14 protein-coding genes are annotated in these 12,824 nt (G+C 46.8%); 7 read left to right on the forward strand and 7 right to left on the reverse strand.

What is annotated here, in order from left to right:
• Positions 1-226 precede the first annotated feature (226 nt).
• Positions 227-637: a hypothetical protein gene (locus tag ACWJJS_RS02255; protein ID WP_454023279.1), complete on the reverse strand. Its 411-nt coding sequence runs from the start codon at positions 635-637 to the stop codon at positions 227-229.
• A 213-nt stretch (positions 638-850) separates the two neighbouring features.
• On the reverse strand, positions 851-2,299 hold the full coding sequence (cls, locus tag ACWJJS_RS02260) for a cardiolipin synthase (protein WP_070082503.1): 1,449 nt from the start codon (positions 2,297-2,299) through the stop codon (positions 851-853).
• Between the two features lie 220 nt (positions 2,300-2,519).
• Between cls and ACWJJS_RS02265 the strand changes: the two genes are divergently transcribed.
• The gene (locus tag ACWJJS_RS02265; RefSeq protein ID WP_007614328.1) at positions 2,520-2,957 is read left to right on the forward strand and encodes a DUF5392 family protein; all 438 of its coding nucleotides are present in this window, start codon (positions 2,520-2,522) and stop codon (positions 2,955-2,957) included.
• Positions 2,958-2,988: 31 nt separating this feature from the next.
• Here ACWJJS_RS02265 and ACWJJS_RS02270 read toward each other — a convergent pair whose 3' ends face one another.
• Positions 2,989-3,438: a DUF5362 family protein gene (locus ACWJJS_RS02270; RefSeq protein ID WP_003151216.1), complete on the reverse strand. Its 450-nt coding sequence runs from the start codon at positions 3,436-3,438 to the stop codon at positions 2,989-2,991.
• A complete protein-coding gene (locus ACWJJS_RS02275) occupies positions 3,435-3,926 on the reverse strand; it encodes a GNAT family N-acetyltransferase (RefSeq protein ID WP_101563124.1) in 492 nt (163 codons plus the stop codon). The genes ACWJJS_RS02270 and ACWJJS_RS02275 overlap by 4 nt, the downstream gene beginning before the upstream one ends.
• Before the next feature lie 138 nt (positions 3,927-4,064).
• Between ACWJJS_RS02275 and ACWJJS_RS02280 the strand changes: the two genes are divergently transcribed.
• Positions 4,065-4,934 (forward strand): M23 family metallopeptidase, encoded by an 870-nt coding sequence (locus ACWJJS_RS02280; RefSeq protein WP_017418752.1) that lies wholly within the window; start codon positions 4,065-4,067, stop codon positions 4,932-4,934.
• Positions 4,935-5,025: 91 nt separating this feature from the next.
• Positions 5,026-5,448, forward strand: a complete 423-nt coding sequence (locus ACWJJS_RS02285; protein ID WP_070082500.1) for a VanZ family protein — start codon at positions 5,026-5,028, stop codon at positions 5,446-5,448.
• 16 nt (positions 5,449-5,464) lie between these two features.
• Here ACWJJS_RS02285 and ACWJJS_RS02290 read toward each other — a convergent pair whose 3' ends face one another.
• A complete protein-coding gene (locus ACWJJS_RS02290) occupies positions 5,465-6,040 on the reverse strand; it encodes an undecaprenyl-diphosphatase (RefSeq protein WP_003151220.1) in 576 nt (191 codons plus the stop codon).
• A 164-nt stretch (positions 6,041-6,204) separates the two neighbouring features.
• Between ACWJJS_RS02290 and ftsW the strand changes: the two genes are divergently transcribed.
• Positions 6,205-7,359, forward strand: a complete 1,155-nt coding sequence (ftsW, locus tag ACWJJS_RS02295) for a putative lipid II flippase FtsW (protein ID WP_003151221.1) — start codon at positions 6,205-6,207, stop codon at positions 7,357-7,359.
• A gap of 52 nt (positions 7,360-7,411) precedes the next feature.
• Here the strand turns inward: ftsW and ACWJJS_RS02300 are convergent, their stop codons facing one another.
• Both ACWJJS_RS02300 and ACWJJS_RS02305 read right to left on the reverse strand, forming a co-directional pair.
• Entirely contained in the window at positions 7,412-7,762 is a 351-nt protein-coding gene (locus ACWJJS_RS02300; RefSeq protein WP_003151222.1) for a P-II family nitrogen regulator, read from the reverse strand.
• 17 nt (positions 7,763-7,779) lie between these two features.
• The gene (locus ACWJJS_RS02305) at positions 7,780-8,991 is read right to left on the reverse strand and encodes an ammonium transporter (RefSeq protein ID WP_003151223.1); all 1,212 of its coding nucleotides are present in this window, start codon (positions 8,989-8,991) and stop codon (positions 7,780-7,782) included.
• A gap of 252 nt (positions 8,992-9,243) precedes the next feature.
• On the opposite strand from ACWJJS_RS02305, the gene ACWJJS_RS02310 reads away from it, so the two are divergent.
• The 3 genes from ACWJJS_RS02310 to ACWJJS_RS02320 all read left to right on the forward strand — a co-directional run bounded on the left by ACWJJS_RS02310 (position 9,244) and on the right by ACWJJS_RS02320 (position 12,788).
• Positions 9,244-9,810: an isochorismatase family protein gene (locus tag ACWJJS_RS02310; RefSeq protein WP_003151227.1), complete on the forward strand. Its 567-nt coding sequence runs from the start codon at positions 9,244-9,246 to the stop codon at positions 9,808-9,810.
• Positions 9,807-11,171 (forward strand): MFS transporter, encoded by a 1,365-nt coding sequence (locus ACWJJS_RS02315; RefSeq protein WP_003151229.1) that lies wholly within the window; start codon positions 9,807-9,809, stop codon positions 11,169-11,171. Before ACWJJS_RS02310 ends, ACWJJS_RS02315 begins: the two co-directional genes overlap by 4 nt.
• A 162-nt stretch (positions 11,172-11,333) precedes the next feature.
• On the forward strand, positions 11,334-12,788 hold the full coding sequence (locus ACWJJS_RS02320) for an NCS1 family nucleobase:cation symporter-1 (protein WP_060562449.1): 1,455 nt from the start codon (positions 11,334-11,336) through the stop codon (positions 12,786-12,788).
• Positions 12,789-12,824 lie beyond the last annotated feature (36 nt).

Genomic DNA, 12,824 nt, shown 5'->3' on the forward strand with positions numbered 1-12,824 from the left:
CCGTTTTTACCTGTTATGACTGTCTATTGAAGGGATGGTGTTCAACAAGTAGACATAATCGTCATTAACCAACTGAAAAAGCTCTATTTATGAACTACTTGTTGTATAACTTATTCATCTTCAATTAAATAGTGCAAAAAGCAAAAGAGTGCTGATTCTATCAGCGGTAAATAGCTTTTTAGTAAGAATCTAAAAAAAGTCAGTTCCAGAAAGAAGGGTTATGATGCTACCATTTAACAGTTATTGTGTGTGATTGTACTTCATAAGATCCAATATTAAGTGTAACCGCAACTCGGTTTCTGCTAAAGTGTTCTTTTCTTAATTTATTGATAGAGAATGATTTTGTAGGAGTTCTTTTTGAGAATGAGCCTTTTAATTGATATTGTGAAGCGCCCTCTGAGACTCTAAGATAAGCAGTATAATTTAATGTTCCGCATTTACCGTTAGTTTCTCCATACCAATCAATTGTAGCTGCTTTTTTAGAATATGTATAAGCGTCAACCCAAACTCTGACCTTACAGCCTTTCTTTCCAACTTCAGTCCACGGGCCTGTAGCTGCTTGAGCTTTACCAACCGGAATACTCAGAAGGCCTAGTGAAAGAACAACAACCGATAATAAAATTGAGATTTTTTTCATGATAATTTCCTCCTTTTATGAAATATTTTACTATATATTATAAATTAATCAATGTATATTCCAATTTTAAAAATAGTTTAATTTAAATTTATAAAAAGACAAGTGCGAATACTCATGGAAATTTGGCTGTTTATACCTTTAAATGAGTGTATAACCAAAATTGTTATGGTTATACACGTCTTTTAAAGGTGAAATAAGCTAATGCTTATCATTTTACAAAATCGGCGACAGAAGTCTTGAAATCGATTCTTTAATGCGGATCCGCAGCGAACGCTCCTGATATTCTTCATACGTATATTTTCTGGAGACGAGCAGATCTTCTTTAAATGAGGAAATGAGTTTTTTCGCGATGGTGACGTCATAAATAAAGGCGTTGACTTCAAAATTAAGTCTGAAGCTTCTGACGTCGATATTCGCCGTACCGACTGAAGCCGTCTCATCATCAACGACAATCGTTTTTGCATGAATAAAGCCGTTATCGTAAATGTAGACTGAGGCTCCGGCTTTCAAAAGATCGCCGATGTAAGATAAAGTCGCCCAGTAAACGAAAGCGTGATCCGGTTTGTTCGGGATCATGATTTTGACGTCGATGCCTGACAGACAGGCGATCCTGAGGGCGTCCAAAAGACTTGAGTCTGGAATAAAGTAAGGCGTCTGAATCAGGATCGATCGTTTGGCCGTTGAGATCATCTTGATATAGCCGTTTTTAATTTGTTCCCATTCTGAATCAGGTCCGCTCGTGACAATCTGCATCCCGACATTGCCCTTCGGCTCGCATTCCGGAAAATGATTCGGAACGTAAGTGAGCGTATGGTGATGGGAGGCTTGGTTCCAATCGAGAATAAACCGTGTCTGAATGGCGTGTACCGCCGTGCCTTGAAGTCTGAGGTGCGTATCGCGCCAGTAGCCGAATTTCGGATTCAGGCCGAGATATTCATCTCCGACGTTAAAGCCACCGACATAGCCGGTTTCGCCGTCAATGATGACGAGCTTGCGGTGATTCCGATAATTGAGCCGCAAATTAATCGGACGAAGCCTGGAAGGAAAAAAGACTTCCACATGGCCGCCGGCGTCCCGCAGCGGTTTGAAGAATTTTTTTCTGAGTGATCTTGAACCGAGTTCATCATATAACACTCTGACTTTTACGCCTTCCCGTGCTTTTTTCACTAAGGCATCGCGCAATTTTTTTCCCAGTTCATCACCTTTATAAATATAGTATTGAAGGTGAATGTGATCTTTTGCGTTGGAAATGTCCTTCATTAAGCGTTTGAACTTATCGCGCCCGTCCGTTAAAATCTCCACCGAATTATCCTCTGTAAAGACTGCGTGGTTGTTCATGACAAGCATATAGATGAGGTCTTTATTATCCACAGTCGCCCTGTTGTTAAATTGGAATTGCCTCGACTTCAGATCTTTCAGCTGAAACTTCAGCAGCTTTTCTATTCCGATTTTTTTACGGTCTTCCCATTGAAACAGATGCTTGCGTCTCAGGTTATGGCCGAATAACAGGTATAAAATAAACCCTAAAATGGGAATAAAAAAAAGAACCAAGAGCCAAGCCCATGAAGCGCTGGCATCGCGTCTTTCTTTGAAAATCATGATGATGGCCAAAAGTATATTTAAAACGAAAAAAAATCCGAATAAAATAAATGAAATGCTCACTTTGCAACCCCGCTATATCATATTTATCAAGACTGTGCCCATTAGTATTCCGACAAGTGCAGCAATCTGATTCCCATTTCAAATTATAACATTGACATTTTGAAAGAATAAAGAGCCGGAATCAAAGATGAATGCAGTTTTCTTTCAAAGAAAGTTCCGGGTGCGGTAAAATATGCATATATGAAAAAGAAGACAAAAATGACAGCAAAGGGGAGAGGGCATGAAGCTGGAGCATGCGGAACAATTGCCGGGATTCATAAAAAAAGAAATTCAGAAAATACAAATCGCCATCGCGCCGCTGATGAAAAAAAGCATCATTTACCGTTTTCTTGCTTTCCCGCTCGCCGCTTTTAGTCTGTTTCATCTGGCATCGCTTTTGATTCAGGCCCCTTCCGGGAGAGGAGCTCTCGTATCGGCCGGCATTTTTGCCCTCCTTGCGGCTCTGGGTCTTGCGTTTTTTAAGGAAGCCGGCTATCAGCGGAAACAGGTGCAAAAAACGATCCGCCTTTATATGCTGAACAGGATCAGAAAAAGCGATATTCTGTCTGAGGAACGGAAAAGCGCCTATACCCGGCTGATTGCCGAGGAGCCGTCTGCGATGAAGAGCTTTATTGAATTTTTAACGGAAGAAGACCGGAAAAAAGAAATGCTTTATTAAAAAAGAGCTGACGCGCGATCAGCTCTTTTTGTCATTCAAACACAGGGTCGTTCTCATAGTAATATGAATCAGGCGTGTCATACGTATCAGTGCTGTAATAAGCCATAATTCCGATGACAGCGAAGATGACGACTAAAATAAAAGCGAGAATGCCCAATACCACACTGGATGCCGCGTAAAAAAACTGCATTTTGATAAATGACGCGTAATGTGCAAGCATATTTTCTTCCGCGTTTTCTTCTAGCCCTTCCTGAAGGGCGGCAGCCGCTTTTGCCGAGCGCATCAGCATGACGCCGGAAATGATGAGCAGAACACCCGGAATGGCTCCGAGCAGCGTCACAATGGCTGACAGAGCGGAAAGAGAGCCCGTGATGATCAGAAACACGGCGGTGATCTTTCCCCATTTGGCGATGTCGGCAAGGGAACGGGCTTTTTTATTGAGCGGCTGGTTTTCGTCTTTGTCTTTATCGATGGTGATCATGACAGTTCTCTCCCTAAAATGTTCAAGTCATATCGTTTTCCGTCCATTTCGGCGATACCCGGGAATACGCCCCATTCGGTAAAACCGAATTTTTCAAACAGCTTAATGCTCGGCACATTATGTCCGAAGATAAAAGCCATCAGGCTGCGGATGCCGATTGTCGGAGCGAGTGCCAGGGCTTCTTTCAGCAGAAAGCTTCCTGCTCCTTTGCCGCGGCAATCCTGATGCAGATAGATGCTGATCTCCGCAGTTTTGTCATAGGCCGGACGGCCGTAAAACGTTTCAAAGCTGATCCAGGCCGCCACTTTGCCGGTCTCATCTTCCGCGACCATCAGCGGGCGCCGGTCCGTGTGCCGCAAAAACCAATCCATCCGGTCTGCGGGCGTCACTTCTTCCGTATCAGCCGTTACCATTCGTGAGGCAATCGTCGAGTTGTATATGGCCACCACCGCATCTAAATCTTCCAATACGGCTTTGCGCAGGGTCAAATTCATATTCCGGGATCTCCCTTCACATTTCATTACATAATTAAGTGCAATCTGCACATACTACTTCCAAAAAAGTTTTTTATGGATGTGTATATATTTTCAGAAAAGTGTTCAGAATGTTGCTGAGGTGATGAACAAATGAGAGAGGAAGAAAAGAAAACTTCTCAAGTCAAAAAACTTCAGCGGTTTTTTCGCAAACGCTGGATATTCCCTGCAATCTACTTAGTCAGTGCGGCCGTCATTTTAACAGCTGTCCTTTGGTATCAATCCGTTTCGAATGATGTGAAGGACAATCTGACGAACAACGGCGGAAACTCCGCGTATGACAGCGGCAAAGACGATGCCGTCGAAGTAGGCAAGTCAATGGAAAACGTCGCAATGCCGGCTGCTCATTCTGAAAATGTTTCTGTTGTGAAAAAGTTTTACGAATCTGATGCCGCAAAAAAAGAGAAAGAAGCAGCACTTGTTAACTATAATAACACGTACAGCCTCAGTAAAGGAATTGACTTAGCTGAGAAAGACGGAAAATCATTTGATGTTTCTGCTTCTCTGAGCGGTACGGTTGTTAAAGCTGCTAAAGACCCGGTACTGGGGTATGTGGTTGAAATTGAACACTCAGACGGCCTGTCTACTGTCTATCAGTCTTTATCTGAAGTCAGCGTGGACCAGGGCGACAAAGTAAAGCAGAACCAGGTCATCGGTAAATCCGGAAAAAATCTTTACAGTGAAGAAAGCGGAAATCACGTGCACTTTGAAATCCGCAAGGACGGCGTAGCGATGAACCCGCTCAATTTTATGGACAAGCCGGTAACATCAATTGAAAAAGCGGCGGCTGAAGAGAAAAACGCTGTAACAGAAGAAACGGAAGGGTCAATTCAGCAGTCTTCCGAGAAAAAAGATGTGACGCCTAAAAAAGAAACCGAAGAAAAACCAGGTGACAAAGAGGACGGCACAAAAGACAAGACAGATGGTAAAGATGACGGCTCAATGAAAGATTCGGGCAAGTAATCTTGATCCCAAAGCGTCTATCAGCTCTGATAGGCGCTTTTCATATTGCCGCATGTGCCTTTATACTAGTAGAAAACGAAGGAGATGCTGAATGAATAAATGTCTGGCGGCCGGGTGGCTCGTCTTTGTTTTCGTTTCTGCTTTGACTGAAAGCTTTCACGATATGATTGTGTCGCAGACGGTGTCCTTCCGTTTCACGTCCCATCCGGATGTGTCCGGTTTCTTTGTGTTCGATATGGCGGAGCTCGCCATACCGGAAGCGGCGATTCAAAAGCTTGGGCACGCGTTTTCATTTTTTGTGCTCGCCTATTTGTTTTTCAGGGAGCGCAGGCGCATGAAGAGGGCGGTGCTGTATGCATTGGCCGCCGCTTTCCTGACAGAAATCGTCCAGCTCTTTTTCGGCAGAAACGGATGCCTCCGCGATGTGATGATTGACAGTCTCGGCATTGCCGCATTCTGTGCTTTACAAAGGAAAAAGCATACAGCCAAACATACAAAAACCGGCAGTCTGTGACAGACGCCGGCTTTTTTTATATATTATGGTTTGTCGATTTGCTTTTATGAACGATACTTTCATAGATTCGCACGATCAGATCGACAATCGGACGAAGCACATTTGAAAATCTGAACAGCAGGAATCCGACAATGAGGGAAACGATAATGCTTCCGAGCACATCGATCGGATAATGGTGGCCGACCCAAATTCTTGAGAAGCCGGTCAAAAGGCCGAAAATCACAAGCGGCCAGCCGAGTTTTTTGTTGCGGAACAGAATCGCAATTGAAATCGCCAAAGCGCCTGTCGTATGGTCACTCGGAAATGAAGCATCCGCGGCATGAGGGATCAGCGTATGAACCGTATGCTCGACAAAGGGGCGCGGCTCGACATAGACTTTCGTGATGAGGTAGTTGATGATAAGCGCCGCAACACCCGTGAAGCCCGCGTACAGGGCGTTTTGTCTGCCTTTTGTGCTTCCGAACAGCCACATGGCAAGCAGGAAAAGGGCGTAGGCGTAAATGGCGTATTCCGTTATAAATACCATGATAGAGTCGAGAATGGCACTATGGTGCGACAAACCATTGATCGCTTTAAATAGTTCGTAATTCACAAATATCACCTTTTATCTTTATTTTATATGAACAGTGTAATGCTTTTTTCTATGAGACACAATTGGTATTAAAAATAATCATAAAAAAGTAAACAGAATGAAACGTGACTGTATTACTGTGCGTCAAGTATGCGGGAAAAGAATAGCCGAAGGAGTTTTGTCCGTTGCTGAAACGTTTGAAAAACGCCGATCTGCCGCTTGTGTTTGTCATTATGCTGCTTTGCGGATTCGGCTTGTTAATGGTGTACAGCGCCAGTGATGTGATGGGGTCTCAGCGGTACGGAGATCCATCCTATTTCTTCCATAAACAAAGTGCCTCTTTACTGATCGGATTATGCTTATTTCTATTTGCCGCCTGTCTGCCGTATAAGCGGTATGCGCGGCTTGTACCGCTGTTTGTGGTCGGTTCGCTGGTATTGCTGCTGCTCGTATTGATACCGGGAATCGGGCTGGAGCGGAATTTTTCCCGCAGGTGGCTGGGAGCGGGCCCGCTTGTCGTACAGCCGTCTGAATTGGCGAAGATCGCCATGATTTTGTATTTCGCTTCGATTTATACGAAAAAGCAGCCGTACATTCATCAATTTGTGAAAGGGGTTCTGCCGCCTTTAGTGATTTTGGGGACCGCTTTTCTGCTGACATTGGCGGAGCCTGATTTAGGGACGGCTTCCTTAATCCTGGCGGCGTGCGGGTCGATTTTATTATGTGCCGGCTTGAAAAAGCGCCATCTGTTCGTGCTCGGCGCGACGGCGGTGTCGGGGGTTGTTTATCTCGCATTTTCTGCTTCCTATCGTGTGAAGCGCCTCGTTTCCTTTACCAATCCGTTTGGTGACGCGAACGGGGACGGCTATCAGCTGATTCAATCCTATTTTGCTATTTCCGGAGGCGGGTTTTTCGGAAGAGGGCTTGGAAACAGTGTTGAAAAAATGAACTATCTGCCTGAGGCGCATACCGATTTCATTATGGCCGTGATCAGTGAAGAGCTGGGGATATTCGGTGTTCTGATCGTTTTGGGATTATATTTTGCGTTAATGCTTCTCGGCGTAAAAACGGCCGTGCGGGCTGATGACCCGTTCGGGAAGCTTCTTGCCATCGGAATTACGTTTCAATTGATGTTTCAGGTTGTCTTGAATTTGGGAGCGATGAGCGGACTCCTCCCGGTTACGGGTGTGCCGCTTCCGTTTATCAGCTATGGCGGTTCTTCATTGATTATGACGCTGTTTTTGTGCGGCATACTGGTCAATATCAGTACATATGCGAAAAAACAAACCGTACGGCATAAGCGTCCTGCCCCGCATGAAAAAAAGGCTTCTTCTTTTTAATGAAGCCGGAAAAAACGCCCGGGATATTTCTGTCTCCGGGCGTTCTGTCTGTTTATAAAGCTCCTGGTCCTTCTTCTCCGGTGCGGATATTAATCGTGTTTCCGATTTCATAGACGAATATTTTGCCGTCTCCGGGCTCTCCCGTTTTCAGCACTTTTTTTGCCGTTTCCACGACTTGATCAACGGGGACCTTGCTGACAACGATTTCCACTTTCAGCCGTTCATACACATTGCTTTCAATTTTGACTCCGCGGTACAGTTCGGTGTGAGCTTTTTGAAGGCCGCAGCCGTGTACGTTGGAGAAGGTCAGCGATGTGACTCCGATTTTACCGAGTTCCTGTTTTAATGTTTCAAACTTAGCCGGACGCGTAACGATTTCTACCTTGAACATTTGACCGCTCATCTAAGCCACTCCTCACTTTATAAGTCCTGATATGCTTTTTCCCCGTGCATCGTTAAATCAAGCCCAAGTGACTCTTCTTCTTCGCTGGCGCGGAGGGGAATGAACAGACCTACAATTTTAATGATAACGAAAGTGACAATAAATACAAATACGTAGGTTGCCGCAATGGCTGCAATCTGCTTCCAGAGCAGTCCCGGATCGCCGTAAAACAGCCCGTTTGCCCCGCCGTCATTGACGGAAGTGGTGGCGAATAAACCGGTCGCGATGCCGCCCCATGTCCCGCCGATTCCATGCAGGCCGAAAGCGTCAAGCGCATCATCGTATCCGAAAGTCTTTTTAAGCCAATACACGCCCCAGAAGCAGACAAGCCCGCCGATGAAGCCGATTACGATGGAAGAGAACGGCGTAACGAACCCGGCAGCCGGCGTAATGGCGACAAGCCCGGCAATAGCGCCTGATACAGCACCCAGCATGGTCGGTTTTTTGTTCAGCATCCATTCGATTAAAATCCAGCCGATAATTCCGGCCGCAGCCGCGGTGTTTGTGTTAATGAAGGCAAACATCGCGATACTGTCAAGCGTGAGGGCGCTGCCGACATTGAAGCCGAACCATCCGAACCAAATGAGCGCCCCGCCCAAGAACGTGTAAATTAAGTTGTGAGGCGAAGCCGCCGTGCCGTCCTTGCGTTTCCCGAGCACAATCGCCAGCACGAGCCCGGCGACCCCGGAAGAAATGTGGACGACGTTTCCGCCTGCGAAGTCAAGAGCGCCCATTTGGCCGATCCAGCCGCCGCCCCATACCCAATGCGCAACGGGCGTATATACGAGGGAAGCCCACAAAAAGGAAAATACAAGAAAAGCACTGAATCTCATGCGTTCAGCAAATGCTCCGGAAATAATGGCCGTCGTCAGTACGGCAAACGTCATTTGGAACATCATGAATAATGAATGCGGGATCGTATCACTGTAACTTCCGGGTTCAAAGCCGACCCCCTTCAGCCCGGCCCATTCAATCCCGCCAAGCCATGTATTCCCGGGGGCAAAAGCAAGTGAATATCCGTACAAAACCCAAACGACGGATACGATGGCGAGGGAAGAAAAACTGTGCATTGCCGTGCTGAGCACGTTTTTGCTTTTTACCATTCCGCCGTAAAACAAAGCCAGCCCGGGGGTCATCAGCCACACGAGTAAAGCGCAAAAGAACATAAATACTGTATCGCCCATCTGCATGTTGTATTCCTCCGTCTCATTCAAAATGTAATCGTGATTAATTCATTATTATAGAGAAAAAAGAACGATAAAACATTTTTGTGTAAGGTTATCTAACATGGTTTTTTGCGTTCATAATGTCGCTTTTTCAAAGGGGTGTCATGCGACTTTATATCCATAAAAAGAGCGCCGGAGCATGGCGGAAGAAATCCTGTCCGGGAAAGAGTAAAATATACGGGGTGAGAAACACTAACTGCATCAGGAGGAATCATTATGACAACATCATTGAATCTGCAATTTGAAAAAACGGCTTTGGTCCTTATTGATTTACAAAAAGGAATCGTGCCGATGGATAAAAGCGGTACCGTTGTGCCGAACGCGAAAAAATTAATTGATGTGTTCCGGGAAAAAGGCGGATTTATCAGCTTTGTGAACGTAGATTTTCATGACGGAGCGGATGCGCTGAAGCCGCTGACGGATGAAGAGGCGGCGGGCCATTCGGCTCCGCCGGCGGATTGGGCTGAATTTGTGCCTGAAATCGGAGTGAAAGAAAACGATTATACGGTAACAAAACGGCAGTGGGGCGCGTTTTTCGGCACGGACCTGGATCTTCAGCTCAGAAGACGGGGAATCGACACGATTGTGTTATGCGGGATTGCGACAAACATCGGTGTGGAAAGCACGGCGCGGGAAGCTTTTCAGCTCGGGTATCAGCAAGTTTTCGTAACTGACGCGATGGCGACATTCAGCGATGAACAGCATGAAGCGACACTCAAGTTTATCTTCCCGAAAATCGGCAGAAGCCGGACGACGGAAGAATTTATCGCACAGACAAAATGACAATCTCCAAAAAAAGCCGCGTCCTGTTCTTGACGGCCGTGGCTTCGGGGACGATGCTGAACCCATTGAACTCGTCGATGATTTCTCTTGCGCTTCACAGTATTCAGCATGAATTTCACCTGTCGTTTACAACGGTGTCCTGGCTGATATCGTCCTTTTATCTTGCCAGCGCGGTGGCGCAGCCTGTTACCGGGAAGCTCGGTGATATGCTCGGCAGGAAGAAGCTGTTTTTGATCGGGCTTCTGCTTGTTGCCGTCTCGGCGGTCGGCGCGCCGTTTGCGCCGACTTTTATGACATTGCTAATCATGCGGCTTTTTCAATCGATCGGAAGCAGCGCGATATATCCGTCCGGCGTCGGATTGATCCGTTCAAATATACAGGAGAAGCAGGCTTCGGCGCTGGCCGTCCTGTCAATCTTTGCATCAGCCATGACGGCGCTCGGTCCGACTCTCGGCGGTTTTCTGATCGTTTGGGGAGGGTGGCCGGCGATCTTTTTCGTCAATCTGCCGTTTATCATTCTCAGCTTTTTTCTCGGAATGTATATGTTTCCGAAAGATGAAAAACGCGAGATCGGCGGCTTGAAAGGCGTGCTCCGCCAGCTTGATACGATCGGGATACTTCTGTTTGCCGGAGCGATTATCCTTCTCCTGTCGTTTTTATTGTCCTTCAGTACGAAGCCTCACTATACAGAAGGCGTATTCGGGCTTTTGTTTGTCGGGCTGTTTATCTGGCGCGAGCTGAAAACGGAGAAGCCGTTTATAGATGTCAGGCTGTTTAAAACGCATCGGAAACTATCGTCGGTGTATATTCAATTTATTTTGCTGAATATATTCTTTTACTGCATCTTTTTCGGGCTTCCGAGCTATTTTCAGGATGAAATGCATTTGTCCGTTCAGACAAGCGGATTGATTATGCTGTTTATGTCGGGCATGAGTATTCTGGTGTCGCCTTTGACCGGAAAATGGATAGATAAGAAAGGGCTTCTTCAGCCGATTGTTGCCGGAACCTGCCTGACCGCGATCGGAGCGGTGCTGTTAACGTTTTTCTTCCTTCAGGCGCCCATGATAGGAAAAGGGCTGATCCTGTCCGTGCTGGGTGTCGGCTACGGCTTCGGAAATGTCACGTTTCAGGCGGCCATGCTGAAAACGAGCCCCGCCGACATGGTCGGAACAACGTCCGGCCTGTTTCAGACCTGCCGGTATCTCGGTTCGATTTTGTCTTCTGTCATTTTGGGCATTCTTTTCGGGAAAGAAATTACCGCCGGCCATTTTCATATGCTTGGGACGATTCTTATCGTTGTCGGCGCCGTAAGCCTTTTGATGGCGTTCCGGTTTTCGGTTCTCCTCAAAAAAGCCTCTTAACAGGCGCAAAAAAAGAGACGGGCTCTCCCCGTCTCTTTTTTTGTATAATCTGCTCAAAAATCAAAACGATTATTGTCGACAGCAACCAATGTTATTTACGGAATTTTCAGTTATATTTTTTCACATGTGATGTAAGGAAAACGTACATTCGGGAGGGAGAAAATGAAAAAAACAATGAGTGATCGGCTAAGCAACAAAGATTTACTGCCTTTAGAAGACGGCGAACGGACATGGAAAGCAGTGAATTTTGCATCCATCTGGATGGGGTGTATTCATAATATCCCGACCTACGCGACTGTGGGCGGGCTCATTGCGATCGGCCTTTCTCCGTGGCAGGTGCTCGCCATTATCGTGACGGCGTCACTGATTTTGTTCGCCGCTTTGGCCTTGAACGGCCATGCCGGAACGAAATACGGCCTGCCTTTTCCGGTCATTATCAGGGCTTCTTACGGAATATACGGCGCTAACATTCCGGCGCTTCTCAGGGCGTTTACAGCCATCATGTGGCTCGGAATTCAAACATTTGCCGGGAGCACGGCTTTACACATTCTGCTTTTGAACATATGGCCTGGCTGGGGGAGTCTCGGCGGAGATTGGAATATATTCGGGCTTCATCTGCCGGGCTTTCTGTCGTTCATTTTCTTTTGGGGCATTCATCTGCTTGTGCTGCGGCACGGCATGGAATCGATCAAAAAATTTGAAGTGTGGGCGGGCCCGCTTGTATATCTCGTCTTCGGCGGCATGGTCTGGTGGGCGATAGATATTGCCGGCGGGCTCGGTCCGATTTACTCACAGCCGGGAAAGTTCCATACCTTTTCTGAAACGTTTTGGCCGTTCGCCGCCGGAGTGACGGGAATTATCGGAATATGGGCGACGCTGATCCTGAATATCCCTGACTTCACCCGGTTCGCCGCGTCGCAAAAAGAACAGATTCGCGGCCAGTTTTACGGGCTGCCGGGAACATTTGCGCTGTTTGCGTTTGCAAGCATCACGGTGACATCCGGATCACAGGTAGCATTCGGAGAACCGATTTGGGATGTGGTGGAGATTTTGGCCCGGTTTGATAATCCTTTCGTCATCGCTCTTTCGGTCATCACACTTTGCATCGCCGCCGTCTCGGTTAACGTGGCGGCAAACATCGTGTCACCGGCCTATGACTTGGCGAATGTCCTGCCGAAGTATATTACATTCAGAAGGGGAGGGTATTTGACCGCCGTTTTGGCTCTGTTCACAATACCGTGGAAGCTGATGGAGAGCGCCACGAATGTATATGCGTTTCTCGGACTCATCGGCGGGATGCTCGGACCGGTGGCCGGGGTGATGATGGCTGATTATTTTATCATCAGAAAAAGGCAGCTCTCAGTTGAAGACCTTTATTCGGAAACCGGACAGTACACTTATTACAAAGGCTATAATTACCGGGCCTTTGCCGCGACCTTTCTCGGCGCGTTTATTTCTTTAATCGGGATGTACGTCCCGGCGTTCGCCGGCATCTATGATATTTCCTGGTTTGCGGGTGTCATTTTATCATGTCTCGGTTATACGGCGCTTATGTACATTCATCCTCCTTATGCAAAAGCGGAGGGGCGAATCGTGCGGGAAAGAGCGGCCGAATAAAAAAAGCCGGGGGCTGCCCCCCGGCTTTTTGTCATA

The sequence above is a fragment of the Bacillus sp. JK106 genome, assembly GCF_053663355.1.

Bases quoted from the DNA above. Each gene is read 5' to 3' on its own strand.
- ACWJJS_RS02255 (WP_454023279.1), bottom strand. From the start codon at position 637: ATGAAAAAAATCTCAATTTTATTATCGGTTGTTGTTCTTTCACTAGGC.
- ACWJJS_RS02265 (WP_007614328.1), top strand. From the start codon at position 2,520: ATGAAGCTGGAGCATGCGGAACAATTGCCGGGATTCATAAAAAAAGAA.
- ACWJJS_RS02270 (WP_003151216.1), bottom strand. From the start codon at position 3,438: ATGATCACCATCGATAAAGACAAAGACGAAAACCAGCCGCTCAATAAA.
- ACWJJS_RS02280 (WP_017418752.1), top strand. From the start codon at position 4,065: ATGAGAGAGGAAGAAAAGAAAACTTCTCAAGTCAAAAAACTTCAGCGG.
- ACWJJS_RS02285 (WP_070082500.1), top strand. From the start codon at position 5,026: ATGAATAAATGTCTGGCGGCCGGGTGGCTCGTCTTTGTTTTCGTTTCT.
- ACWJJS_RS02300 (WP_003151222.1), bottom strand. From the start codon at position 7,762: ATGAGCGGTCAAATGTTCAAGGTAGAAATCGTTACGCGTCCGGCTAAG.
- ACWJJS_RS02305 (WP_003151223.1), bottom strand. From the start codon at position 8,991: ATGCAGATGGGCGATACAGTATTTATGTTCTTTTGCGCTTTACTCGTG.
- ACWJJS_RS02310 (WP_003151227.1), top strand. From the start codon at position 9,244: ATGACAACATCATTGAATCTGCAATTTGAAAAAACGGCTTTGGTCCTT.
- ACWJJS_RS02315 (WP_003151229.1), top strand. From the start codon at position 9,807: ATGACAATCTCCAAAAAAAGCCGCGTCCTGTTCTTGACGGCCGTGGCT.
- ACWJJS_RS02320 (WP_060562449.1), top strand. From the start codon at position 11,334: ATGAAAAAAACAATGAGTGATCGGCTAAGCAACAAAGATTTACTGCCT.